Below are 24,131 nucleotides of genomic sequence, written 5' to 3' on the forward strand. Positions count from 1 at the left end.
CTCCAGGGCCGACGTGGGGAGCGTCGACGGCCGCGGCCGCGCCTCGGCGCCGCCCTCGTCGTCGGCCGGCGGCGTCGGGATGCCGGGGGTACCGGGCACCCCGCCGAAGCCCTTGGCGATCGAGCCGAGCGCGGCGGTGAACTCCGTGGGCACGACCCACAGCTTCGACGCGCTGCCGTTCGCGATCTCCGGCAGCATCTGCAGGTACTGGTACGCCAGCAGCTTCGGGTCGGCGTCGCCCTCGTGGATCGCGCCGAACACCTGGAGGATGGCGCGCGCCTCGCCCTCGGCCTGGAGGATCTTCGCCTGGGCGTCACCCTCGGCCCGCAGGATCTGGGACTGCTTCTCGCCCTCGGCCGTGAGGATCTGCGACTGCTTGACACCCTCGGCCGTGAGGATCGTGGCGCGGCGGTCGCGCTCGGCGCGCATCTGCTGCTCCATCGCGCCCTGCACGGAGGCCGGCGGCTCGATCGACTTCAGCTCGACGCGGTTCACGCGCACGCCCCAGCGGCCGGTGGCCTCGTCGAGCACGCCCCGCAGCTGGCCGTTGATCTGGTCGCGGCTCGTCAGCGTCTGCTCGAGGTCCATGGAGCCGACGACGTTGCGCAGCGTGGTGACGGTGAGCTGCTCGATACCGGTGATGTAGTTCGCGATCTCGTACACCGCCGACTTCGGCTCCGTCACCTGGAAGTAGATGACCGTGTCGATGCTCACCACGAGGTTGTCGCTCGTGATCACCGGCTGCGGCGGGAAGGACACGACCTGCTCGCGCAGGTCGACGCCGGCGCGGATGCGGTCGACGAACGGCACCAGCAGGTGCAGCCCGGGCTCGAAGGTCTTGTTGTAGCGACCGAGCCGCTCGACGATCAGCGCCGTCGCCTGGGGCACGATGCGCACGGCCTTGACCAGCGCGACGATCAGCACGATCGCCAGGATGATGAGCACCACGTAGAGCACGATGGTGCCGGGTTCGGTGTCGTTCACAGGAATCCCTTCCGTCGACACGGTCGACGATCGGAGGCGGTCACCGGTCGCCGACCGGCGGCGGTCAGGCGGAGCGCTGCTCGTGCGTCGTCGCCACGGGGGCGACCACGGCGGTGGCGCCGTCGATCCGGACGACGCGCACCTCAGCGCCGACGGGGACGTGCCCGGTGGAGTTCGGGATGCCGTCGTCCTCCAGGCGCGCGCTCCAGACCTCGCCCTGCAGCTTGACGCGGCCGCCGGTCTCCGTGACCTCGGCCAGGACGATCGCGGTGCGGCCGACCTGGGCCGCCGCGTTGGTCTCGACGAGCGGGACGCGCCGGCGCAGGTGGCGCAGCAGCCACGGGCGCAGCGTGAAGAGCAGCAGTGCGGAGACGAGGCACGCGACGAGGATCTGCAGCCAGAGCTCGCCGCCCGCGGCGGCCGTGACGGCCCCGCCGAGGGCGCCGCCGGCGAGCATGATCAGCACGAGGTCCAACGAGAGCATCTCGATCGCGGCGAGCAGCAGCGCTCCTCCGACCCACCACAGCCAGGAGTCCACGGTCCTCTCCCCTCGTCGTCCCTCGCGGAAGCGTGCGGTACCGGGAGCTCCCCTCAGGGGAGCGACGTCCCCGCCACCAGGTTTTGCACAGACTTTACCAAGCCTGAGCCGACGCGGGAAGCCGTTTCAGCGACCGGCGGGTCGCGCCGCGCGGGCCAGCCAGCGGCCCCCGCCGTGCGCGACCATGAGGGGCGTGCCGAACGCCTGCGAGAGGTTGTCGGCGGTGAGCACCTCGTGGATCGGGCCCGCGGCCTGGATGCCGCCGCGCTTCATGAGCATGAGGTGCGTGAACCCCGGCGGGATCTCCTCGACGTGGTGCGTCACGAGCACCAGGACGGGCGACGCCGGGTCGGCCGCGAGCTCGGACAGCGCGCCCACAAGCTCCTCGCGGCCGGCGAGGTCCAGGCCCGCCGCGGGCTCGTCGAGCAGCAGGATCTCCGGGTCGGTCATGAGCGCGCGGGCGATCTGCACGCGCTTGCGCTCCCCCTCCGACAGCGTGCCGTAGAAGCGGTCCGCCAGGTCGGCGACGTCGAACGCCGCGAGCAGGTCCTTGGCGCGCTGCTCGTCGAACTCCTCGTACGACTCCTGCCAGCGGCCCGTCACGCCGTACGCCGCGGTGAGCACGACGTCGCGCACGGCCTCGCTCCCCGGGATCCGGTCGGCGAGCGCGGCGGAGGCGAAGCCGATCCGCGGGCGCAGCTCGAAGACGTCGACCCGCCCCAGCCGCTCGCCCAGGAGCTCGGCCGTACCGGCCGTGGGGTGCGACCGCGCGGCGAGGATCTGCAGCATCGTCGTCTTGCCGGCGCCGTTGGGGCCGAGGACGACCCAGCGCTCGCCCTCGTTCACCTGCCAGTCCACGGCGTCGAGGATGGTGGTGGTACCGCGTCGTACGGTGACGCCCTGCAGGTCGAGAACCGCGCTCATGAGGCCCGACCCTACCCGAGCCCGACGCTCCGCCCGGCCCTCGCCGCGGGCCTGCGGGGGCGGCACCGGGACGTCTACTGTGAGGGCCGTGGAGACCGACCCGACCGCGCTGCCCCGCAGCGTCGTGCTGGCGCTCTGGCTCGCCACCGCGGGCGCCGCCCCCGGCGTCGTGGTGCGCAGCGTGCAGGGCGACGACGAGCCGCACGGCGTCGTCGGGCTGCCCGGCCGCGCCGACGAGGACGACGCCGACCTGCGCGACCTCGTCACCGCGTGGCTCGCCGGGCCCCGCGAGGTCTGCGCCCTGCTGCCCGCGCCCGGCGACCCGGGCGGCACCCCCGCCGCGGTGAGCGCCGAGGCCACCGACGCCGGCGAGTGCGTGATGATCACCACGCCGGCCGGGTCGTGGGCCGCCGTCCCCGCCGTCACGGCGTTCGGCAGCGCCCTCGAGCCCGGCCACCTCGTGGCCTGGCAGGTGCGGCCGGTGCCCGCCTGGTCGACGCACGTGGCCGGCACCCTGGGCTCGCTCGCGGACGCCGAGCGCGAGCTGCGCACCAGCCTCGTCACCGCGACCGACGCGCTCGACGCCCTCGACGTCGCCCGGTGGCGCGACGACGCCGCGGACGCCATCGAGCGGCTGCGCGGCGGCAGCACGGACGCCTGGCCCGTGCCCCCGCTGGACGGCCGCCGGGCCCGCGTGCTCCAGCTCGCCACCCGGCTGCTCGCGATCGTCGACCTCGCGACCGTCGACGACGGCGGCGCCGTGAACCTCTGGCAGTCGGACCAGCGGTCCACCGCCCTGCGCGAGGTGGAGCGCACCGCGCGGCACGCCCTCAGTGCCGCGACGTACGCCGCGGTCCACTGACGGCCCGCTGACGGCGCGTGGCGCCCGGTCAGCGGGCGAGGACGGACCGGTAGACGTCGACGGTGCGCTCGGCCACGGCCTCCCAGGAGAACAGCTCCTCGGCCCGGTGCCGGCCGGCCTCCCCCATCGCCGCCGCCCCGGCGGGGTCGGCGAGCACGCGCTCGAGGTCGGCCGCCAGGTCCGCGACGAAGCGCTCCGGGTCCAGGGGCGTGCCCGTGCCGTCGTCGGCCTGCTCGATCGGCACCAGGGCGCCCGTGACGCCGTCGTCGACCACCTCGGGGATGCCGCCCGTCGCCGTGCCCACCACGGGCAGCCCCACGGCCATCGCCTCGAGGTTGACGATCCCGAGCGGCTCGTACACCGACGGGCAGACGAAGACGGTGCTCGCCGCGAGGACGGCGACCAGGTCCGGGCGGGGCAGCATCTGCTCGATCCAGACCACGCCGGCCTCCGCGCCGGAGCCGCCGGGCCCCGCGACGCCGGTGCCGCCCCGCGCGCGGCGCAGGTCGGCCACGAGCCCGCGCACCTCGGCCATGAGCTCCTCGGTGTCCGGGGCGCCCGCGCACAGCACGACCTGCACCTCGCGCGGCAGCCGGGCCACCGCGCGCAGCAGGTACGGCAGGCCCTTCTGCCGCGTGATCCGCCCGACGAACACGACCGCCGGGCGCTCGGGGTCGATGCCGAGGTCGCGGACGACGCGCTCCGCGACCGGGTCGCCGGCCGCGGGGCGCCGCCAGCCGGCCAGGTCGATGCCGTTGTGCACGACGTGCACCCGCTCCGGGTCGAGCTCCGGGTAGACGCGCAGGATGTCGGCCCGCATCCCGGCCGACACGGCGATGACCCCGGCGGCGCCCAGGTAGGCCGTGCGCTCCGCCCACGACGACAGCGCGTACCCGCCGCCGAGCTGCTCCGCCTTCCAAGGCCGCAGCGGCTCGAGCGAGTGCGCCGTCACGACGTGCGGCACGCCGTGCAGCAGGCCGCCGACGTGCCCGGCGAGGTTGGCGTACCAGGTGTGCGAGTGCAGGACGTCGGCTCCCCCGACGTCCTGCGCCATCGCCAGGTCCACGCCGAACGTGCCGAGGGCGGGGTTCGCGGCGGCGAGCTCGGCCGGCACGCCGTACCCGGTGACGCCGGGCTCGGCGTCGCCGCCGGTGCGGGGCCCCTCGAAGCAGCGCACCCGCACGTCGGCCTCGCGGCGCAGCACGGACGACAGCTCGGCGACGTGCACCCCGGCGCCGCCGTAGACGTGCGGCGGGTACTCGCGGGTCAGCAGGTCGACCCGGATCCGGCCGCTCGTCGGGCTGCTCGTCGGACTGGTGGTGGGGCTGCTGGTGGGCGTGCTCACGCGGCCAACCTAGCGGGGTCGGCGGGTCGCGGGCGCGGCGGCCTGCGACGCCCTAGGGTCGTGGCATGGCGTCGACCCAGCCCCGCGTGCTCGCGATCGTCCTCGCCGGGGGCGAGGGCAAGCGCCTCATGCCGCTCACCGCGCACCGCGCCAAGCCGGCGGTCCCCTTCGGGGGCATCTACCGGCTCGTCGACTTCGCGCTGTCCAACATCATCAACTCGCGCTACCTGCGCGTCGTCGTGCTGACCCAGTACAAGTCGCACTCGCTGGACCGGCACATCTCGAAGACGTGGCGCATGTCGTCGCTGCTCGGCAACTACGTGTCGTCCGTGCCCGCGCAGCAGCGGGTGGGCAAGCACTGGTACCTCGGGTCGGCGGACGCCATCTACCAGTGCCTCAACATCATCGACGACGAGCGCCCCGACATCGTCGTCGTGGTCGGCGCCGACCACGTGTACCGGATGGACTTTTCCCAGATGGTCGAGGCGCACGTCACCTCGGGCGCCCGCGCCACCGTGGCCGCCATCCGGCAGCCGATCGCCCTGGCCGACCAGTTCGGCGTCATCGAGGTGGACCGCGAGGACCCGACGCGGATCAGCGAGTTCCTGGAGAAGCCGGAGAGCCCGGTGGGCCTGCCCGACTCCCCCACCGAGGTGCTCGCGTCGATGGGCAACTACGTGTTCGACGCCGACGCCCTCGTCGAGGCCGTCACGAAGGACTCGGCCGACCCCGACTCCCGGCACGACATGGGCGGCGACATCGTCCCCGCGTTCGTCGCGGACGGCACCGCCGGGGTGTACGACTTCATCCGCAACGAGATCCCCGGCTCCACCGACCGCGACCGGGACTACTGGCGCGACGTCGGCACCATCGACGCCTACTTCGAGGCGAACACCGACCTCATCGCCGTGCAGCCGGTGTTCAACCTGTACAACCAGGACTGGCCGCTGCTCACGGGCTACACGGGCCTGCCGCCGGCGAAGTTCGTGCACGCCGGGCCCGGGCGGCTGGGCCACGCGGCCGACTCGATCGTCTCGCCTGGTGTCCTCATCTCCGGCGCGACCGTCGCAGGGTCCATCCTGTCCCCGGGCGCGCACCTGCACTCCTGGGCCACCGTCACGGACGCCGTCGTGATGGACAACGTCCAGGTGGAGCGGCACGCCCAGGTCCACCGCGCCATCCTCGACAAGAACGTGGTGGTGAGCGAACGGGCCCGGGTCGGCGTCGACCACGACGAGGACCGGGCCCGCGGGTTCACCGTCTCGGCGTCGGGGATCACCGTCGTCCCGAAGGGCACCGTCGTTGCTTGATCCCGCTCCCCGCTCCGCCGCCGCACCCGAGCCCGGCCCCGCCGCCGACGGCGCGGAACCCGCGCGCCGTCGCCTCGTCGTCACCGACGTCGACTCCACGTTCATCACCGCCGAGGTGATCGAGCTGCTCGCCGACCACGCCGGCACCCGCGCGCAGGTCGCCGAGGTGACCGAGCGCGCGATGCGTGGCGAGCTCGACTTCGCCGGCTCGCTGCGCGAGCGGGTCGCCACCCTGCGCGGTGTGCCCGTCGAGGCCCTGACCGCCGTGCGCGAGGCCGTCGTCCTCACGCCGGGCGCCGCCGACCTCGTGAGCGAGGTGCACCGGCGCGGCTGGGAGTTCGGGCTCGTCTCGGGCGGCTTCGCCGAGATCCTCGGCCCGATCGCCGACGCGCTCGGCATCGGCCGCTGGCGCGCCAACCGCCTCGAGGTGGCCGACGGCGTGCTCACCGGCCGCACGGTCGGACCGGTCGTCGACCGCGCCGACAAGGCCGCCACGCTGCGCCGCTGGGCCGCCGAGTGCGGGCTCGAGATGGTCGACACCGTCGCGGTCGGGGACGGCGCGAACGACCTCGACATGATCGACGCCGCGGGCATCGGCATCGCCTTCGCGGCCAAGCCGCTCGTGCGCGCGCAGGCGCCGTTCAGCGTGGACGGCCCCCGGCTGGACGACGTGCTCGGCGTCATCGACGCGGTGGACGCCGCGGCGGGCCGCGCGCCCGGCACCGTCCGGCCCTGAGCCGCGCCGCCGCGCCGCAGCCGTAGCGCGAAACCCCTGGCAGGGGCCAGGATCGGACCATGGCGACGACGGTCGAGACCAACGCGCTCAACACCATCGACGAGTCCGAGCGGCACGGCAGGCCGCGGGACCTGTTCTGGCCCTGGTTCGCGGCCAACGTGTCCGTGCTGGGCCTCGGCTACGGCGCGTACCTGCTGGCGTTCGGCGTGTCCTTCTGGCAGGCCGTGGTCGTGGGCGCGGTCGGCATCGTGGCGTCGTTCCTGGCCTGCGGGTTCATCTCGCTCGCGGGACGGCGGGGCTCGGCGCCCACGATGGTGCTCAGCCGCGCGGCGTTCGGCGTGGACGGCAACCGGCTGCCGTCGCTGCTGTCCTGGATCCTCACCGTCGGCTGGGAGACGGTGCTCGTCGCCCTCGCGACCCTCGCCACGGCCACGGTGCTCGGCACCCTCGGGTGGGGCGGCGGCACCGTGACGCAGGTCGTGACGCTCGCCGTGGTGGCGCTGGTCGTGGTGGCCGCGGGGATCTTCGGCTTCCAGCTCGTGATGCGGCTGCAGCAGGTCATCACGGTGCTCACCGCGGTGCTCACCGTGATCTACGTGGTGCTGGTCGCGGGGCACGTGGACTGGGCGACCGTCGCGGCGATCCCGCCCGGGCAGGCACCGCAGGTGATCGGCGGCCTCGTCTTCATGATGACCGGCTTCGGCCTCGGCTGGGTGAACATGGCGGCCGACTACTCGCGCTACCTGCCGCGCACCGCGTCCGGGCCCGGCGTCGTCGGCTGGACGACGTTCGGAGCCTCGCTGCCCCCGGTGCTGCTCCTGGTCGCCGGGCTGCTGCTCGCCGGGTCGGACCCCGCCCTGGCCGACGCGATCGGCGCCGACCCGATCGGCGCGCTGGCCGTGCTGCTGCCGGAGTGGTTCCTCGTCCCGTTCATGGTCGTCGCCCTCGCCGGGCTGATCGGCGGGGCCGCGCTCGACATCTACTCCTCCGGGCTCGCGCTGCTGTCGTTGGGACTGCCCGCCCCGCGCTGGGTGGCGGCCGCGATCGACGGCGTCCTCATGGTGCTCGGCGCGACCTACGTCGTCTTCGTCGCCGACGACTTCTTCGGCCCGTTCCAGGGCTTCCTCATCACGCTCGGCGTGCCGATCGCCGCCTGGTGCGGTGTGCTGCTCGCAGACATCGCCCTGCGGCGGCGGAACTACGCGGACGAGGAGCTCGCGGACCGGCGCGGGCGGTACGGCAGCGTGCGCTGGTCGGCGGTGCTGCTCGTCGTGGCGGGGACGGCCGTCGGCTGGGGGCTCGTCACCAACACGTACGCCGGGTGGCTCTCGTGGCAGGGCTACCTGCTGGGACCGCTCGGTCTCGGCGGCCGCGACGGCCAGTGGGCCGGGGCGAACCTCGGCGTGCTCGTGGCCCTCGCGCTGGGGCTACTCGGCACGTTCGTCCTCGCCGCCCGAGCGGTGCGGCGCCAGGAGTCGTTGGCCCCGCGGACGGCCCAGGAGGCGGCGTGAGCTCCGCCCTCGTCGTCGTCGACATGCAGGTGGTCTTCGCGCGCCCCGGCAGCCCGTGGGCCGCGCCGGGCTTCGCGTCGGCGGCAGCCGGCCTGCGGCGCCTGCTGCCGGCGTTCGCCGGCCGGACGGTGTGGACCCGCTACGTGGCGCCCCACGAGCCGGAGGGCGCGTGGCGGGAGTACTTCGACCTGTGGCCGTTCGCCCTCGTGCCGCCCGACGACCCGCTGTACGACGTCGCGGACGGACTGGACCCGGCCGGGGCCCCGGTCGTCACGGCGACGACGTTCGGCAAGTGGGGGCCGGAGCTGGACGCCGCGACGGGGCACGCCGACGAGCTGGTGGTGGCCGGCGTCTCGACCGACTGCTGCGTGCTGTCGACGGTGCTGCCCGCGGCCGACGCCGGACGGCGGGTGCGGGTGGCGGCCGACGCCTGCGCCGGGGCGAGCGACGCCGACCACGCGCGGGCCCTCGACGCGATGCGCCTCTACGCCCCGCTGGTGGACGTCACGACGGTCGACGAGGTGCTCGGCGAGGTGCAGGGCGAGGTGCGCGGCACCGCCTGACGCGTCGTCAGGAGGGGCGGCCGACGTGGACCAGGCGAGCACCGTCCCGGCCCCAGCCGGCCCACGGCTCGGCGGACTCCAGCACCGCGTAGGTGGCGGTGGGGACGCCCACCCGCACCTGCGCGACGGCCGCGGCGTCGGAGCCGTCCCCCGCGAGGTACGCCGCCGTCGCCGCCATGGTGGGCTCGTGCCCGACGACGAGGACGGTGCGCGCCGACGCCTCGACCCCCCGCAGGAGGCCGAGGACGTCGCGCACGCTCGCCTCGTAGAGCTCGTCGCGCACCTCGAGCGCGGTGTCGGCGGAGCCGTCGAGGTGCGAGGAGGCCAGGTCCCAGGTCTGCCGGGTGCGCAGCGCGGAGGACACGAGCGCGACCTGCGGCCGCAGGCCCGCCGCGGTGAGCGCCATGCCGACACGGCTCGCCTGCTTGCGCCCGTTCAGCGCCAGCGGGCGGCGGTCGTCGGGGATCACGCCCTTGCCGGGCTCCGCCTTGGCATGGCGCAACAGCACGAGGCGCCAGGTCGGCGTCTCGCCCTCGGCCTGCGTCAACGCTCTCATGGGCTCCGTCTCACAGGTCGTTCCGGGGGCCGCTCCGGGCCCCGACCCGTCACTGACCCATCGCGTGCACACCGCCGTCGACGTGGACGATCTCCCCGGTCGTGGCGGGGAACCAGTCCGAGAGAAGGGCCACGACGGCGCGCGCAGCCGGCTCCGCCGTCGTCTGGTCCCAGCCCAGCGGGGCCCGCTGCGGCCAGGCGTCCTCCATGGTCGCGAACCCCGGGATGGACTTCGCGGCCGTGGTGCGGATGGGCCCGGCGGAGACGAGGTTACACCGGATGCCGTGCGGCCCGAGGTCACGGGCCAGGTAGCGGTTGGCGGACTCCATGCCGGCCTTCGCGACGCCCATCCAGTCGTACACCGGCCAGGCGAACGTGGCGTCGAACGTGAGGCCGACGTACGCGCCGCCGGACATCAGCGGGCGGGCCGCCTCGATGAGCGACTTGTACGAGAACGTGGAGACCTGCAGGGCCGTCGCGACGTCGCCCCACTCGGCGCCCAGGAAGTTGCCGCCCATGACGGTCTGCGGCGCGAAGCCGATGGAGTGCACGACGCCGTCGAGGCCGTCCACGTGCTCCTTGACGCGCTCGGGGAGCGCCGCGAGGTCCTCGTCGCTGGTGACGTCCAGCTCCACCACGGGCGCCGTGACCGGCAGCCGCTTGGCGAACGCCTGCGTGAGCTTCATCTGGCGGCCGAAGGAGGTGAGCACCACCTCGGCGCCCTCCTCCTGGGCGAGGCGGGCGGCGTGGAACGCGATGGAGCTGTCCGTGAGGACGCCGGTGACGAGGAGCTTCTTGCCGTCGAGCAGAGCCATGATGACCTTCCGGTTGTGCGGGGGTGAGGAAGCGAAGAGGGGGCGGGCCGGGCTCGTCAGTGACCCATGCCGAGACCGCCGTCGACCGGCACGACGGCGCCGGAGACGTACGCCGCGGCGTCGGAGGCCAGGAACTCCACGACGCCGGCGATCTCGTCGGTCGAGGCGAAGCGTCCCGCGGGGATGGACGCCTTGTACTGCTTCTGGGTGGCCTCGGGCAGCGCGGCGGTCATGTCGGTCTCGACGAAGCCCGGGGCGACGACGTTCGCGGTGATCCCGCGGCCGCCGAGCTCCCGGGTGATCGACCGGGCCATGCCGACGAGCGCGGCCTTGGACGAGGAGTAGTTCACCTGGCCGGGGCCGCCGTAGAGGCCCACGACCGAGCCGACGAGCACGATGCGGCCCTTGCGCGCCCGGATCATGCCCTTGGACGCGCGGCGCACGCAGCGGAACGTGCCGGTGAGGTTGACGTCGAGCACGGTCTCGAACTCCTCGTCGCTCATGCGCATGAGGAGCTGGTCGCGGGTGACGCCCGCGTTGGCGACGAGCACCTCGACGGGGCCGAGGTCGGACTCGATGCCCGAGAACGCGGCGTCCACGGCCGCGCTGTCGGTGACGTCCGCGACGTAGCCGTGCACCCCGGCCGGCAGGTCACCGCCCCGGTAGAGCGTGGCGACCGTGTCGCCCGCGGCGACGAAGCGCTCGGCGATGGTGCGACCGATGCCGCGCGCCGCGCCGGTCACGACGACGACCCGGCCGGTGGGCGCGGCGGGCTGGGGGGCGGGGGCGTCGGTCACGGGTTCTCCTCGGCGGTCGGGGGCGGTGTGGCGGCACCGGCGTCGTCGTCATGCTGCTCGTCATGCTGCTCGACATGCTGCTCGACGTCGCCGGGACGGTACTGCGGGCGGTCGGGCACGGCCGACGCCCTGGTGACGCTACCCCGACCGAGCGTCCCCGCAGGGTCGCGGCGCGTCACACGTCCTCGCGGCGCTTTGTCGGATCCCTACAAGGCGAGGTGCTCGCCGGCAGGGTCCCTGGGGCTCCGCGGGCCGCCTTAGACTGGCCGGGTGAGCAACGCCCGCGCGACCTCTCCCGGTCCGCGCCCCTCCGGAGGCCGCCGCCACGGTGCGGACCAGGTAGCCGGGGTCCCCTCGATCACCAGCGCCCCCGAGTCGCTGGAGGAGGACCAGGCGCGCCGCACGCGGCGCTACCTCATCCAGATGGGCATCCGGATCGTGTGCTTCGTCGGGGCCGTGCTCGTGGACGTCCTCTGGATCCGGCTGGTGCTGGTGGCCGCCGCCGTCGTCCTGCCCTACTCGGCGGTGCTCTTCGCCAACGCCGGCCGCGACCGCGTCTCCTACGACACGTCCCCGATGGTCGACGTCCCGCCCGCCGAGATCGCCGCCCCCGCCACCGACGACCCCGCCCCGGGCGGCACCCGCGCCTCCGGGCCCGACACGTTCGACGGCCCGCACCGTGTCGTCGAGCACCAGGACGACCCGACGGACGAGGACCCGACGAACCAGGACCCAGGAGGAACCCGCTGATGGACGTGCTCGGGACGAACGCCGACCCGGTGGCGGGCGAGCTGGTGTGCTCCGCCAAGGGCTGCCGCGCCGAGGCCGCGTGGGGCCTGCTGTGGAACAACCCGCGGCTGCACACCCCGGAGCGCCGCAAGGTGTGGCTCGCGTGCGACGACCACCGCGAGCACCTCGAGCAGTTCCTGGGCGCGCGCTCGTTCTGGAAGCAGACCGTCCCCGTCGCGGAGCTCGATCGCGCGTGACGACCGACCACCCCTCGACCGGCACGTCCCTGGCGCCGGACGACCGCCGCTCCCCCGACGCGCCGGCGGCCCCGCGCACCCGCCGGCAGTGGATCACGCTCGGCCTCGGCGCCGTGCTGCTGGCCGCCGTGTGCGTGCTCGCCGCCGTCTGGCAGTGGCACCGGTACACGTGGCGCGAGGCGCAGATCGACCTGGTGCAGTCGAACTACGCGGCGGCCCCGGTCCCCCTCGCCGACGTGCTCCCGGAGCCCGGCGCCGTCCTGGACCCGGACGACGAGTGGCGGCCCGCGGTGGCCACCGGCACCTACCGCCCCGAGGACACGGTGCTGCTGCGCAACCGGCCCGTCGGCGGCCTGCCCGGGTTCCACGTGCTGGTGCCGTTCGAGACGACCGGCGCGGACGGGCAGCCGGTCGTCCTCGTCGTCGACCGGGGGTTCGTGCCGCTGGGCGAGGACGCGAGCGCCCCGTCCTCCGTGCCCGACCCCCCGTCCGGCGAGGTCGAGGTGACGATGACGATGCGGCCCGACGAGCCCGCCTCGGACCGCGGCACCCCCGCGGGGCAGGTGCAGGCCATCAACACCGACCAGGTGCTCGCCGCGGGAGCGGACGGCGCCGCGTGGGCCGACGGCGCCACGGTGGAAGGGTACGGGCAGCTGCGCTCGGAGGACCCGGCGGCCGCGACGACGCCGGGGGCGCTCCCCGAGCCCGACACCGACCCCGGCTCCCACCTGAGCTACACCGTGCAGTGGTGCATCTTCGCGCTCGGCGCGCTCGGCGGCTACGTCGTGCTGTGGCGCCGCGAGACCCGTCCCGTGCACGTCACGGCGGGCGACCTCCTCGCCGCCGGCGAGGGCCCGGGCCTCGACGACGGGGCCGAGCGACCCGGTGCCGCCGTCCGCCCCCAGCGGCCCCGTCGGCGCAAGGTCGACGAGGACTACGAGGACGCGCTGCTGGACGCCGCCGAGCGACCCGGCGCCGACGCCGCGGAGCGGCCTCAGGCCAGCGACACCAGCTCCGCGTAGTCCGCGGACCACAGGTCCTCGTCGCCGTCGGGCAGGAGGAGCACCCGCTCCGGGTTGAGCGCGTCCACCGCGCCGTCGTCGTGGGTGACCATCACGACCGCGCCCTCGTACGTGTCCAGGGCCCCGAGGATCTCGGCGCGCGACGCCGGGTCGAGGTTGTTCGTCGGCTCGTCGAGGAGCAGCACGTTCGCGCTGGACACGACGAGCGTGGCGAGCGCGAGGCGGGTCTTCTCGCCGCCCGACAGCACGCGGGCGGGCTTCTCCGCGTCGTCGCCGCTGAACAGGAACGAGCCCAGCACCGAGCGGACCTGAGTGTCCGTGAGGTCCGGGGCGGAGTGCCGCAGGTTCTCCACGACCGTCGCGTCCATGTCGAGGGTGTCGTGCTCCTGGGCGTAGTAGCCGATCTTCAGCCCGTGCCCGGGCACGACGCGGCCGGTGTCGGGCTCCTCGACGCCGCCGAGGATGCGCAGAAGCGTCGTCTTGCCCGCGCCGTTGAGGCCCAGCACCACGACGCGCGAACCCCGGTCGATCGCGAGGTCCACGCCGGCGAAGACCTCCTGCGAGCCGTAGCTCTTCGACAGCTCGGTGGCGGTGAGCGGCGTGCGGCCGCAGGGCGCCGGCTTGGGGAACCGCAGGTGCGCGACCTTGTCGCTGCGCCGCTCCCCCTCGACGCCCGACATCATCCGCTCGGCGCGCTTGATCATGTTCTGCGCGGCGGTGGCCTTGGTGGCCTTCGCGCGCATCTTCTCCGCCTGGGCGAGCAGGGCGCCGGCCTTCTTCTCGGCGTTGGCGCGCTCGCGGCGGCGGCGGCGCTCGTCCGTCTCGCGCTGCTCCAGGTAGGCGTCCCAGCCGAGGTTGTACTGGTCCAGCTCGCCCCGGTTGGCGTCCAGGTGGAACACCTTGTTCACGGTGGCGCGCAGCAGGTCGACGTCGTGGCTGATCACGACGAACCCGCCGCTGTACGCCTTGAGGTAGTCGCGCAGCCAGAGGATGGAGTCGGCGTCGAGGTGGTTGGTCGGCTCGTCGAGCAGCAGTGTGTCGACGCCCGAGAACAGGATCCGCGCGAGCTCGATGCGGCGGCGCTGGCCGCCGGACAGCGTGTTGAGGGGCTGGGCGAGCACCCGGTCGTCGAGGCCGAGGTTGCTGGTGATCCGGTGCGCCTCCGACTCGGCGGCGTACCCGCCGGCGGCGAGGAAGCGCGCCTCGAGCTTCGGGTAGCGCTCGAGCGCGGCGGCCTGCGTGTCGGCGTCGGCCGAGGCCATGAGGCCCTCGGTCTCGCGCATCTGCGTGACGATGTGGTCCAGTCCGCGCGCGCTGAGCACCCGGTCCATCGCGACGACGTCGAGGTCGCCCGTGCGCGGGTCCTGCGGCAGGTAGCCGATGTCGGTGCCCCGCGTGATCTGCCCCGCCGCGGGCAGCGTCTCGCCCGCCAGCGTCTTGGTGAGCGTCGTCTTGCCCGCGCCGTTGCGGCCGACCAGGCCGATGCGGTCGCCCGGGGCGATGCGGAACGTCGCCTCGTGCAGGAGGGTGCGGGCGCCGAAGCGCAGCTCGACGCCGTGGGCGGTGATCAAGGCAGGGGTGTCCTTCGACAGGGGGTGGGAGACTCTCGCGAGTCTAGTGCTCCGAGGGTCCGGCCCACGACGACTTAAGTCACACACCCCGCGCACTCGATAGGGTTCGCGCGTGAACCGCGCCCCCCGCCCGATGACGGCCGCCCTCGCCGTCCTCGTGGTCCTCGCCGGCCTCGGCGGCCGCGCCCTGCTCCCGTCCGCCGTCGGCGGGCCGCTCGGGGACGCCCTCTACGCGACGCTCGTCGTCCTGCTCGTCGCGTTCCTCGTCCCGCGCACCCGCCCCGTGGTCGCGGCCGTCGTCGGGCTCGTCGTGTGCGCCGGGATCGAGGCGGCGTGGCTGACCGACGTCCCGGCCCAGGTGGTCGCGCGGTTCCCCCTCGCACGGTACGTGCTCGGCACGGCGTTCACGCCCGCCGACCTGGCCTGGTACGCCGCGGGGGCGGTGGCCGGCGGGTTGCTGCTCGCCCTCGCCCGCCCCCGGGCGCGCGGGGTGGACCTCTCGCTGCGGCACGCGCGCGCCGTCGCCGGCGCGCGACGGCGGGGCGCGCACGTGGCCGTCCCCGTCGTGCTGGTGGTCGCGCTCGCGGCGGGCGGCGGCGCCCTCGCCTGGGTGCTGCGCTCGGAGACGCAGGACCTGTCCGCACGCCTCGTCGTCGCGCAGGACGCCCTCGACTCCTCCGCCGACCGGGTCGACGACCCCGCCGTCCGCGACGACCTCGCCGCGACGATCGACGACGCCCGCGCGCTGCTCGACGCGACGCCGGTCCTGGACCGGATGCCCGGCGACGCCCCCGAGCTCGGCACGCGGCTCGACGGCGACGTCGAGGCCGTGCAGGCCTCCCGCCTCGTCTTCGCCCGCGCGCAGGCCGCCGAGTCGCGCGACGCGCTCGCCCCGGTGGTGCGGCGCGCGGACCGCGTGCTGGCCGCCACCGACGAGCTCGCCGAGAGCGGGCAGGACGCCGGCGAGAGGGTGCGCGCGACGTCGCGCGACGCGCTCGGCACCGCGGACGAGCTGACCGCCGAGACCCAGGACGACCGGCTCGCCACCGCGTCGATCGCGGACCTCGAGTCCGCCGCGGCGGACCTCACCGCGCTGCGGGGCGACCTGGCGGACGCGACCACCGACCTGATGACCGCGCAGGACGCCGTCGTGTGCCCCGAGCCCGACCAGGTCTGGTTCCCGGAGGCGGGGAAGATCTCGGCGAAGCGGCTCGCGCCGATCCCGTGGGCGCCGCAGTACTCCGTGCGCGCGGACGTCGTGGACGGGTTGGTGGCGCTCGACGCCGCCTACCGCGCCGAGTTCGGCGAGCACCTCACGGTGAACTCCGCCTACCGCAGCTACGACCAGCAGGTCGAGGTGTACAACCCGGACGACCCGAACCCGCTGGCCGCCCCGCCCGGCTGCTCCAACCACGGGCTCGGCACCGCGGTCGACCTCTCCATGGGCCCCGAGGGCTTCGACGGCGCGCGCTACGCGTGGCTCAAGGAGCACGCCGAGGAGCACGGCTGGACCCACCCCGGCTGGGCCGAGCCCGACGGCCGGCTGCCCGAGCCGTGGCACTGGCAGTCGGTCGAGACCCCGACCGAGTACTGACTGGCCCCACGACGGTCCGGGGCGGGGTCAGGCTCCGGGCAGCCTGCGCACGTCGAACGGCACCTCGCGCGCGCCGTCGCCGTCGCGCTCGACGCGCAGCACGGGTCTGCCGGGCTGCTCGCTCACGGCCTCGACGGGCACGCCGTCGACGAAGCGCAGGGCCGCGTACTCGTCCACCGCGTAGCCCTCCGGGAGCGTGCCGGTCGCCACCCAGCCCAGGTACGACTCCCGCCGGTCCGCCTCGCCCAGGTAGTGCGGGCACGCGCTGCCGGGCAGGAACCCGAGCCCGTCGTCCAGCGGCGCGAGCGGGCCGAACGAGTCGGTCGACGAGGCCTCGAACCAGCAGTTCATGCCGGCGCTGATGCCGGCGAGGACGGTCCCCGCGGCCGTGGCCTCGGCGAGGATCGCGGGCAGCCCGTGCCGCCGCCAGACGTCCAGCAGGTTCGCCGTCGAGCCGCCGCCCACGTAGACGACGTCCTGCTCGAGCAGCATCGTCGGGTCGACGTATCCCCACGGCTCGTGGCAGAACAGCGACAGCACCGACGTCTCGGCCCGGCCGGCGAACGCCTCCTCGAAGCGGCGGGCGTACCCGTTGTCGTCGCCGCTCGCGGTCGGCACGAAGCAGACCTTCGGGGTGCCCTTGCCGGTGAGGTCGAGCAGGTGGTCGTCGATCGCCGAGGTCCCGTCGTCCGACATGGAGAAGCCGCCGCCGCCGAGGGCGAGCATCGTACCGGTCGTTCTCGTGGTCGTCGTCGCGAGCATGGCCGCACCCTACGGAGCGGACGGCCCCGGCGCCCGCTCTCTCCCGCGCGCCGACCCCGGCGGCGACCTAGCGTGGTGCCCGTGACCTTCAACGAGGGCGGCGAGTTCGAGGGTGGCCGGGTCCGCAAGGGTGCGGGGGGACGCCGCGGCGCGGTCGTCGGCGGCGGCATCGGCGCCGTCGTCGTCGCGCTGCTGGCCGTGTTCCTCGGCGGCGGCGACCTGGGCCAGCTCACCGGGGCCCTCGGCGGCGCGGTCCAGGACGCCGGGGCGCCCGCCGGCGACGGCCAGGAGCAGTACGTCGACTCGTGCACCGCCGAGCAGGCCAACACCGACCGCGAGTGCCGCCTCTCGGCCACCGTGCAGTCGCTCGACGCCTACTGGGAGCGCGTGCTGCCGCAGCAGGCGGGGGTGGAGTACGCGCTGCCGCCGGTGGAGAGCTTCTCCGGGTCGACGACGACGGGGTGCGGTTCCGCGACCAGCGCGACGGGCCCGTTCTACTGCCCGCCCGACCAGACCGTCTACGTCGACGTGTCGTTCTTCGACCAGCTCACCGCCCAGTTCGGCGCCGAGGGCGGACCGCTGGCGGAGGAGTACGTCGTGGCGCACGAGGTGGGCCACCACGTGGAGCAGCTCGTCGGCGCGATGGACGCCGCCGACCGCAGCGGCAGCGGGCCCGAGTCCGACTCCGTGCGCATCGAGCTCATGGCCGACTGCCTCGCGGGGATGTGGGCGGGGTCCGCGGCGACCGAGGTCGACCCCGACACCGGCGTGACGTTCCTCGACCCGATCTCCCCGGCCGAGCTGCGGCAGGCGCTCGGCGCCGCCGCGGCCGTCGGCGACGACCGCATCCAGCAGCAGGCCACCGGCCAGGTCAGCCCGGAGGGCTTCACCCACGGCACCTCCGAGCAGCGGGTGCGGTGGTTCACCGTCGGGTACGAGGGCGGCACCCTGACCGACTGCGACACCTTCTCGGCGCGAACGCTGTGAGCCGCTCCCGGCTGCACCCCTCGCGGGCCGACCCTACGATCCGACCATGGGTGACACGCCGGCACAGCTCACGATCCTCGTGACCGGGGCGTCGGGGCCCGCCGGCAGGGCACTCGGCCCGCAGCTCGCGCGACGCGCCGACGCCGACCGCCGCCGGGTCGTGGGGGTCGACCTCGCGCCGTCCCCCGGGACGGGGTACGACGCGGTCGAGGCCGTGCCTGCGGCCGCCGACCCCGCCTACGACGCCGCGACGCTCGACCTGCTGCGTCGTCACCGCCCTCGCCTCGTCGTCCCGACCGTCTCCGACGAGCTGCCGCGGCTCGCGGTCCTCGCCACCGCCGCGGGGCTCGGCGGCTCGGTGGTGCTCTCGGCGCCAGGTCCCACCGCGGTCGCCGCCGACAAGCTGCTGACGATGTGGGCGCTCGAGCGTCAGGGCGTCTCCGTCCCGCGGCACCTTCCCGCGGCCGCGCTGGGCTCGGCGAAGGAGGCCCTGGTCTGGGCGGACGGTCCGGTCGTCGTCAAGCCGCGCGTCGCCCGCGGCGGGCGGGGCGTGCACGTCGTCGAGGACGCCGACGACCCGGTCTGGGCGAGCACGGACGCCTCCTGGGTGGTGCAGGCCTTCGCCCCCGGCACCGAGTACAGCCCCCAGGTGTACCGCTCCCCCGCCGACGGACGCTGCGTCGTCGTCGTGCTCGAGAAGACGGGCCGCAAGGAGGGCCGCGTGGGCAACGCGACCTCGGTGGAGCGGCTGCCGGCAGGCACGGCCGACGACGTCGCGAAGCTCGCTGCCCGCACCGCGGAGGCGCTCGACCTCGTGGGCCCGCTGGACATGGACGTGCGGCGCCTCGCCGACGGCACGCCGGTGGTCCTCGAGGTCAATGCCCGGTTCGGCGCCGTCTCGGCGGCCGCCCCGGAGGTGCTGGACGCCGTCCTCGACGAGTGGCTCTCGGCGGTCGGCGGGTCCGCGCCGTGATGTCCGTCCTCGTCGCGCTCGTCCTGGTCCTCGGTCTCTCGCTGCTGGTCGTGGGCGTGGTGCGGCTCGCCTTCGTCCCGGCGGCCCTCGTCTTCGAGGCCAGGCGCCGGCGCGACGAACCGGGCCCGGCCGGGTGCGGGCCGATGTTCCCCGTGGCGCCCATGGTGAGCGTCGTCGTGCCGGCGTACGAGGAGTCGGTGGTGATCGAGAACTGCGTGCGCTCCGTGCTGCGCAGTGCACACCCCTCGCTCGAGATCGTGTGCGTCGACGACGGCTCGTCGGACGACACGTTCGCGCGCATGCAGCGGCTCGCGGCCGAGCATCCGCAGGTGCGGGCCCTGCGCCAGGACAACGCCGGCAAGGGCGCGGCGCTCAACACGGGCATCGCGGCGGCGCGGGGCGACGTGCTCGTGCTCGTCGACGCCGACGGGTTGTTCCGGCCGGACACGATCACGCGGCTGCTCCGCGGGTTCCGGGACGACCGGGTCGGCGCCGTCTGCGGCAACGACCGGCCCGTGAACCTCGACCGGGTCCTCACCCGGCTGCTGTCCCTCATCAGCCACGTGGGGACGGGGCTGATGCGTCGCGCGCTCGACGTGCTGGGGTGCCTGCCGATCGTGTCGGGGAACATCGGGGCCTTCCGGCGGGACGTGCTCGACCGTGTCGGCGCGCTGCACACCGACACCCTCGGCGAGGACCTCGAGCTGACGTGGCGCGTGGCACGGGCGGGCTACCGGGTGACGTTCGCGCCCGACGCCCTGGTGTACGCGGAGTCGCCGTCGACCCTGCGCGGCCTGTGGCGCCAGCGGGTGCGGTGGGCGCGCGGCCTGCTCCAGGTGACCTCGATGCACCGCTCGATGGTCGGCAACCCGCGCTACGGCGCGTTCGGGATGTACCTCCTGTACAACACCGCGGCCCAGGTCGTCGCGCCGTTCGTGCAGGTGCTGGCCATGATCGTGCTCGCCGTCCTGGTCGCCGTCGACGGGCCCTCGTGGGCGCCGTCCTCGTGGTGGGGGTGGGTGCTGCTGCTCGGCCTGCCGCTGTCGCTCGCGCTGTTGCTCCTCGCCGTCCTCCTCGACCGGGCGCCCGGGGATCTCCGGCAGCTGTGGACCCTCCCGTTGTGGCCCGTCTACTCGCTGATGATGACCTTCGTCGTGCTCGACGCCGCGCGGCTCGAGCTGGGGAACGCGGAGAACCGATGGAACAAGCTCGACCGCAGCGGGACGGTGTCGGTGCGCGGCCTCGTCGACGACGATGGCCGTGGCTCCTGACCGTGGTCCTCGCGCTGGCCGCCGCCGTCGGCGCCGCCGTCCTCGTCGCGCGCCCGTGGCAGGACGTGCCGCCGACCATGCGGCCCGCCGTCGCGCCCGAGGAGGAGCGTTCCGTCAGCGTCGACTTCGGCATCGTGACCGACCCCGGCACGGACTGGGCCGCGATCGACCGGCACCTCGACGCCGCGGGCGCCAACAGCGTCGACCTCAACGCGGGGCGGGTCGAGTTCACGGCGTTCGACTGGCCCGCGCACCCGGACGCCGCGGCCGAGCCCGGCACCGACCACCTGTCGCGCGCGGCCCGCGCCGTGCGGGAGGGCCCCGACGGCACCCCGCGCCAGATCGGGCTCATCGTCGACGCGTTCGTCCCCGAGTGGATCCGGGCCGACCGCTCGATCGCCGGCGTCGCCGCCGACGGCAGCAGCCGCTCCCCCTACCGGGCCTCGGCCTCCCAGCTCGCCACGGGCGAGGTGGGCGACCGGCTCGTCGAGTACGTCACCGACCTCGGCGAGCGCTACGACCCCAGCCGGATCGCCGTCACCGAGCTCTTCCTCGACCACCTCAGCTTCGGCGACGACGACCTCGCCCTGTACCGCGAGATGACGGGCGCCGACGACTGGCCCCGGGACGCCGGCGGCGAGATCGACGAGGACTCCCCCGAGCTGGGGGCCTGGCGGTCGGAGGTGCTGGCGGGGCTGCTGGCCCGGATGCGCGCCGGGCTCGACGGCGTGCGCGGCGGCCAGGGCGAGCGGATCGAGCTCGCGATGGACGTCCGGGTCGACTGGGACGATCCGGCCGCCGGCGTGCCGTCCACCGGGCACGACTACGAGATCCTGCTCCGGTCCGCCGACCGCCTCGTCGTGTGGGCCTACGTGGGGCAGGACCGCACGCCCGCGGAGGTCGAGGGTCTCACCGCGGCCCTGGAGGAGGCCGGGTACGACATGTCCCGCTTCACGGTGTCCGTCGGCCTGTGGGCGGGGGCGGCGGACGCGGACCCGCCCCAGGCGATCACGCCGGGGCGCATGGCCGAGACCGCCGAGGCGGCGGGCACCCACGGCGTCACCGACGTCAACGTCACGCCGCTCTCGCACCTGTCGGACGCGCACTGGGCCGCGTTCGCTGAGCTGTGGGGGCCGTCCTCCGCGCCGGGGTCGGTCAGCCCTTCGCCGCCGGGGTGATGTCGGGCAGGGTCACGTCGACCTCCGTGCCGCGCCCGGGCTCGCTGCGAAACGTCATCGTCCCTCCGTGGTCCTGGACGATCTGGTCCACGAGCGAGAGGCCCAGCCCCACGCCCCGCACGCGACGCCGGCGAGTCTCCCGCGAGCGGTAGAAGCGCTCGGTGATCCGCCCCAGCTCGTCGGCGGGGATGCCCGACCCCTGGTCCACGACCTGCAGCCGCGCGAGCCGGGCGTCGTGGGGACCGAGCCCCGCCGTCACCGTGACCTGCACACGGCCGCCCCGCTCGCTGTACTTCACGGCGTTGCTCAGCAGGTTGTCCACCACCTGTCCGAGGCGCCCGGCGTCCGAGCGCAGCGGCACGCTCGTGTCCCCGGCGACCTCCACGTCGATCCCCGCCGCCTCCGCCGCCGGACGTTCGTTCGCCACGGCCTCGCGCACCACCTCGACGACGTCGATCTCGTCCGCCACCAGCGCATACCTCCCCGACGCCATCTGCGCGCTCGTGAGCAGGTCGTCGACCAGCGACCGCAGCCGGCGCGCGTTGCGGTCCACGACCGCCAGGTAGCCGCGCTGCTCCTCGTCGAGCCGGTCGCCCTCGAGCCGCAGCAGTTCGAGGTAGCCGAGGATCGACGCGAGCGGGGTGCGCAGCTCGTGGCTCACGAGGCCGATGAACTCGTCCTGCGTGCGCTCCTCCTCGACACGTGCGGTCACGTCGGTGGCGACCACCAGGTATCCGGCGGGCAGCTCCGGCGCCTGCCCTTCGAGCGCGGGCCGCTCGGTCACGACGAGCTCCAGCTGCCGCGGCGTCCCGTCGGGCAGGACGCCGGCCCAGACCTGCGACTGGGCCCCGCCCTCGATCGCGTGCCCCAGCACCACCCGGTTGGCCGCATCGGCTCCGGTCGGCGCGCCGGGCTCGTCCAGCCGCGCGGCGAGCGCCTCCGGGGCCACCAGCTCCGCCACGTCGTGGCCGACCAGGTCCGCCTCGGCACGCCCGAGGAGGCGCTCTCCTCCCGGGTTGACGGAGACGATCCGGCCCGCGAAGTCGGTCGCGACGAAGCCCTGCTCGGTCGCCGCGTCCAGGATGCTCCGCAGCGTGTCGCGGGAGTGGCGGAGCCGTCGCGCCCCCACGGCGAGCTGGTCCCGGGCCCGGCGGAGCTGCCGCGCCTGGCGCCGGGACACGCTGACGATCCCGTGAGCGCCGACGGCGACGAAGCCGAGGATGAGCAGGTCGACGAACGCGTGCACGGCGGGGGGCAGCCGGCCCGGGACGTCGATCGGCCAGATCGTCGGCGCGAGCAGCACCACGGCCGCGCCCCCGAGCCCCACCACCATGCCCCAGACGCCGGGCTGCAGTGCCAGGCTCACCACGGGCATGAAGAGCAGGACGTCGAACGCCGTCAGGCTGTACCCGGAGCCCAGCTCGAGCATGCCGATCGCGAAGATCTGCACCAGCGGCAGGAGGAGCTGCCAGGTCCTGGGCCACCGCTCCCACCGGCCCAGGCTGCCGACCGCCTGGACCAGCCCCACCAGCACGGTCGCGGTGACGAGGAGTCTCGGGTTGGACGGCTCCGGCTCCCACAGCGCGCTCTGCCCCGCCGGGCCCCAGAGCAGGAAGGCGAGGACGGCCGCGAACGCGACCGTCACCGGGAGCTGGCGCAGCCCGACGGCGTCGTCGGCGAACCAGGCGTCGACGACGCGGCGGTACGCCGCGTCCACGCGCCGGACGAGTCCGCTCGGTCTCACCCGCCGCTCCCGTGCGCGGCGGCGCCCTGGCCGTCGACGGCAGCCGTCGCACGCAGCGGGCTCGCGGTCGCGACCGTCTCGCTGGTGCGCACGGTCTCGAGCGGCTCGACCTCGCGCGCCGGGCTGAACCGGGCCCAGTAGCGGGCCGTCGCCCGGATCACGTCGGGCTGCATGTACTCCCGGTGCGCCTGTGACGTGTACGCGGCGAGCATCCGGAGCTTCGTCTCGACGAACCCGTCGACCGCCACGAACCGGTTCGGGGCGAACGCGACCGTAGCCGACGGGCTCTGGAAGCACCAGAGGCTGGGCACCTGCCGGGCGCCGACCTGCACGGCCTCGTTCACCGCCCGGTGGTCCTGGTGCCGGTCGTGGGCGCTGTGGGTGTAGATCCGGTGGGGCACGATCTCCGCGACGACGTCCTCGACCGCGCTGATGAGGCCGTCGGCCGGGTCGAGCCTGGTGTCGGGGAAGTCGAGGTGCACCAGCCGGGCGCCCACCACCGCCGCGGCTTCCAGCGCCTCGTCGTGACGGGCGGCCGCCGTCCCCCCGACGGCCCCGCCCGAGAGCGTGAGGATTACGATCTCGTCCCCCGCCGCGGCGTGCGCGGCGAGCGTGCCGCCCACGCCGATCTCCACGTCGTCGGGGTGCGCCCCGACCGCGAGGACGCGCAGGCGCGACGCGTCCCGCTCGCGGCGGGCGCGCTGGGCGAGCTCGGTCGCACGCTCCACGACCTGGGACGCCGTCACGGGTTTCACGAGGAAGTCGTCGGCGGCCTCGCGCAGGGCCTCGACGGCGTGGGACACCGTCGGGTACGCCGTGACGATCATGACCGGCAGCGTCGGGTCCGTCGCGCGGACGTCGGGGATGATCTCGAGGCCGGAGCGGCCGGGGAGCTGGATGTCGCTGACGAGCACGTCGAACCGCTGCCGGCGCAGCTCCGCGAGCGCCACCTCGGCGTCCCCGGCGACGACGACCCGCATCCCCCCGTAGCGCTCCAGGGCGATGCGCAGGAACTCCGCCGCGTCGTGGTCGTCCTCGAGCACGAGCGCCCGGAATCGGTCCTCGGACACGGCCTTCCTCCCCCGGATGTCGCCTGGCTCGTA

Annotated in this window: 25 protein-coding genes; 13 read left to right on the forward strand and 12 right to left on the reverse strand. The window is 74.7% G+C overall.

Annotated elements, in window-relative coordinates:
• From ACFUVW_RS00995 to ACFUVW_RS01005, 3 genes are all read right to left on the reverse strand, one after another.
• Positions 1 to 984: SPFH domain-containing protein (locus ACFUVW_RS00995; RefSeq protein ID WP_430569480.1), on the reverse strand; the 984-nt coding region annotated here is incomplete at its 3' end.
• 64 nt (positions 985 to 1,048) lie between these two features.
• On the reverse strand, positions 1,049 to 1,522 hold the full coding sequence (locus ACFUVW_RS01000; protein ID WP_430569481.1) for an NfeD family protein: 474 nt from the start codon (positions 1,520 to 1,522) through the stop codon (positions 1,049 to 1,051).
• 126 nt (positions 1,523 to 1,648) lie between these two features.
• Positions 1,649 to 2,446 (reverse strand): ABC transporter ATP-binding protein, encoded by a 798-nt coding sequence (locus ACFUVW_RS01005; RefSeq protein ID WP_430569482.1) that lies wholly within the window; start codon positions 2,444 to 2,446, stop codon positions 1,649 to 1,651.
• Positions 2,447 to 2,534: 88 nt separating this feature from the next.
• On the opposite strand from ACFUVW_RS01005, the gene ACFUVW_RS01010 reads away from it, so the two are divergent.
• Positions 2,535 to 3,308, forward strand: coding sequence for a hypothetical protein (locus ACFUVW_RS01010; protein WP_430569483.1), 774 nt, complete (start codon positions 2,535 to 2,537; stop codon positions 3,306 to 3,308).
• Between the two features lie 28 nt (positions 3,309 to 3,336).
• Here ACFUVW_RS01010 and glgA read toward each other — a convergent pair whose 3' ends face one another.
• Positions 3,337 to 4,593 carry a glycogen synthase gene (gene glgA, locus ACFUVW_RS01015; RefSeq protein ID WP_430569537.1) on the reverse strand — a complete coding sequence of 419 codons (1,257 nt, stop codon included), beginning with the start codon at positions 4,591 to 4,593 and terminating at the stop codon, positions 3,337 to 3,339.
• A 125-nt stretch (positions 4,594 to 4,718) separates the two neighbouring features.
• Between glgA and glgC the strand changes: the two genes are divergently transcribed.
• The 4 genes from glgC to ACFUVW_RS01035 are packed head-to-tail and all read left to right on the forward strand — an operon-like array spanning position 4,719 to position 8,773.
• Positions 4,719 to 5,963 carry a glucose-1-phosphate adenylyltransferase gene (glgC, locus tag ACFUVW_RS01020; RefSeq protein WP_430569484.1) on the forward strand — a complete coding sequence of 415 codons (1,245 nt, stop codon included), beginning with the start codon at positions 4,719 to 4,721 and terminating at the stop codon, positions 5,961 to 5,963.
• Positions 5,956 to 6,699, forward strand: coding sequence for a phosphoserine phosphatase SerB (gene serB, locus ACFUVW_RS01025; protein ID WP_430569485.1), 744 nt, complete (start codon positions 5,956 to 5,958; stop codon positions 6,697 to 6,699). The genes glgC and serB overlap by 8 nt, the downstream gene beginning before the upstream one ends.
• 59 nt (positions 6,700 to 6,758) lie before the next feature.
• Positions 6,759 to 8,210, forward strand: a complete 1,452-nt coding sequence (locus ACFUVW_RS01030) for a purine-cytosine permease family protein (protein ID WP_430569486.1) — start codon at positions 6,759 to 6,761, stop codon at positions 8,208 to 8,210.
• Complete coding sequence (locus ACFUVW_RS01035; protein ID WP_430569487.1) at positions 8,207 to 8,773, forward strand: cysteine hydrolase family protein; 567 nt, start codon at positions 8,207 to 8,209, stop codon at positions 8,771 to 8,773. The genes ACFUVW_RS01030 and ACFUVW_RS01035 overlap by 4 nt, the downstream gene beginning before the upstream one ends.
• Before the next feature lie 7 nt (positions 8,774 to 8,780).
• On the opposite strand, the gene ACFUVW_RS01040 is transcribed toward ACFUVW_RS01035, so the two are convergent.
• From ACFUVW_RS01040 to ACFUVW_RS01055, 4 genes are read right to left on the reverse strand one after another with little or no spacing between them, the layout of a single operon-like run.
• Positions 8,781 to 9,329, reverse strand: a complete 549-nt coding sequence (locus ACFUVW_RS01040) for a SixA phosphatase family protein (protein ID WP_430569488.1) — start codon at positions 9,327 to 9,329, stop codon at positions 8,781 to 8,783.
• 49 nt (positions 9,330 to 9,378) lie between these two features.
• Complete coding sequence (gene fabI / locus ACFUVW_RS01045; RefSeq protein WP_430569489.1) at positions 9,379 to 10,143, reverse strand: enoyl-ACP reductase FabI; 765 nt, start codon at positions 10,141 to 10,143, stop codon at positions 9,379 to 9,381.
• A gap of 56 nt (positions 10,144 to 10,199) precedes the next feature.
• On the reverse strand, positions 10,200 to 10,940 hold the full coding sequence (gene fabG / locus ACFUVW_RS01050) for a 3-oxoacyl-ACP reductase FabG (protein ID WP_430569490.1): 741 nt from the start codon (positions 10,938 to 10,940) through the stop codon (positions 10,200 to 10,202).
• The gene (locus ACFUVW_RS01055) at positions 10,937 to 11,059 is read right to left on the reverse strand and encodes a hypothetical protein (protein ID WP_430569491.1); all 123 of its coding nucleotides are present in this window, start codon (positions 11,057 to 11,059) and stop codon (positions 10,937 to 10,939) included. Before ACFUVW_RS01055 ends, fabG begins: the two co-directional genes overlap by 4 nt.
• 151 nt (positions 11,060 to 11,210) lie before the next feature.
• Between ACFUVW_RS01055 and ACFUVW_RS01060 the strand changes: the two genes are divergently transcribed.
• From ACFUVW_RS01060 to ACFUVW_RS01070, 3 genes are read left to right on the forward strand one after another with little or no spacing between them, the layout of a single operon-like run.
• On the forward strand, positions 11,211 to 11,690 hold the full coding sequence (locus ACFUVW_RS01060) for a DUF3099 domain-containing protein (RefSeq protein ID WP_430569492.1): 480 nt from the start codon (positions 11,211 to 11,213) through the stop codon (positions 11,688 to 11,690).
• Positions 11,690 to 11,926, forward strand: a complete 237-nt coding sequence (locus tag ACFUVW_RS01065) for a hypothetical protein (RefSeq protein WP_430546270.1) — start codon at positions 11,690 to 11,692, stop codon at positions 11,924 to 11,926. The genes ACFUVW_RS01060 and ACFUVW_RS01065 overlap by 1 nt, the downstream gene beginning before the upstream one ends.
• Complete coding sequence (locus ACFUVW_RS01070) at positions 11,923 to 12,948, forward strand: SURF1 family protein (protein WP_430569493.1); 1,026 nt, start codon at positions 11,923 to 11,925, stop codon at positions 12,946 to 12,948. The genes ACFUVW_RS01065 and ACFUVW_RS01070 overlap by 4 nt, the downstream gene beginning before the upstream one ends.
• On the opposite strand, the gene ACFUVW_RS01075 is transcribed toward ACFUVW_RS01070, so the two are convergent.
• Positions 12,921 to 14,519, reverse strand: a complete 1,599-nt coding sequence (locus ACFUVW_RS01075; protein ID WP_430569494.1) for an ABC-F family ATP-binding cassette domain-containing protein — start codon at positions 14,517 to 14,519, stop codon at positions 12,921 to 12,923. The two genes, ACFUVW_RS01070 and ACFUVW_RS01075, sit on opposite strands and share 28 nt — an antisense overlap.
• Positions 14,520 to 14,631: 112 nt before the next feature.
• On the opposite strand from ACFUVW_RS01075, the gene ACFUVW_RS01080 reads away from it, so the two are divergent.
• Positions 14,632 to 16,113: a DUF2809 domain-containing protein gene (locus tag ACFUVW_RS01080; RefSeq protein WP_430569495.1), complete on the forward strand. Its 1,482-nt coding sequence runs from the start codon at positions 14,632 to 14,634 to the stop codon at positions 16,111 to 16,113.
• A 27-nt stretch (positions 16,114 to 16,140) separates the two neighbouring features.
• Here the strand turns inward: ACFUVW_RS01080 and ACFUVW_RS01085 are convergent, their stop codons facing one another.
• A complete protein-coding gene (locus ACFUVW_RS01085; RefSeq protein WP_430569496.1) occupies positions 16,141 to 16,875 on the reverse strand; it encodes a Type 1 glutamine amidotransferase-like domain-containing protein in 735 nt (244 codons plus the stop codon).
• A gap of 81 nt (positions 16,876 to 16,956) precedes the next feature.
• Between ACFUVW_RS01085 and ACFUVW_RS01090 the strand changes: the two genes are divergently transcribed.
• Genes ACFUVW_RS01090 through ACFUVW_RS01105 form a run of 4 tightly spaced genes read left to right on the forward strand, consistent with a single transcriptional unit; the run spans position 16,957 to position 21,284 of the window.
• Entirely contained in the window at positions 16,957 to 17,862 is a 906-nt protein-coding gene (locus ACFUVW_RS01090) for a neutral zinc metallopeptidase (protein ID WP_430569497.1), read from the forward strand.
• A 46-nt stretch (positions 17,863 to 17,908) separates the two neighbouring features.
• Positions 17,909 to 18,835 (forward strand): ATP-grasp domain-containing protein, encoded by a 927-nt coding sequence (locus ACFUVW_RS01095; RefSeq protein ID WP_430569498.1) that lies wholly within the window; start codon positions 17,909 to 17,911, stop codon positions 18,833 to 18,835.
• Entirely contained in the window at positions 18,835 to 20,106 is a 1,272-nt protein-coding gene (locus tag ACFUVW_RS01100; protein WP_430569538.1) for a glycosyltransferase, read from the forward strand. Before ACFUVW_RS01095 ends, ACFUVW_RS01100 begins: the two co-directional genes overlap by 1 nt.
• Positions 20,107 to 20,108: 2 nt before the next feature.
• Positions 20,109 to 21,284, forward strand: a complete 1,176-nt coding sequence (locus tag ACFUVW_RS01105) for a hypothetical protein (protein WP_430569499.1) — start codon at positions 20,109 to 20,111, stop codon at positions 21,282 to 21,284.
• Here ACFUVW_RS01105 and ACFUVW_RS01110 read toward each other — a convergent pair.
• Positions 21,262 to 23,028 carry an ATP-binding protein gene (locus ACFUVW_RS01110; protein ID WP_430569500.1) on the reverse strand — a complete coding sequence of 589 codons (1,767 nt, stop codon included), beginning with the start codon at positions 23,026 to 23,028 and terminating at the stop codon, positions 21,262 to 21,264. The genes ACFUVW_RS01105 and ACFUVW_RS01110 overlap by 23 nt on opposite strands.
• The gene (locus ACFUVW_RS01115) at positions 23,025 to 24,098 is read right to left on the reverse strand and encodes a PIG-L family deacetylase (protein ID WP_430569501.1); all 1,074 of its coding nucleotides are present in this window, start codon (positions 24,096 to 24,098) and stop codon (positions 23,025 to 23,027) included. Before ACFUVW_RS01115 ends, ACFUVW_RS01110 begins: the two co-directional genes overlap by 4 nt.
• Positions 24,099 to 24,131: the final 33 nt, after the last annotated feature.

Origin of the sequence: Isoptericola sp. NPDC057391, assembly GCF_042668085.1 — a bacterium.
Lineage (GTDB): Bacteria > Actinomycetota > Actinomycetes > Actinomycetales > Cellulomonadaceae > Isoptericola.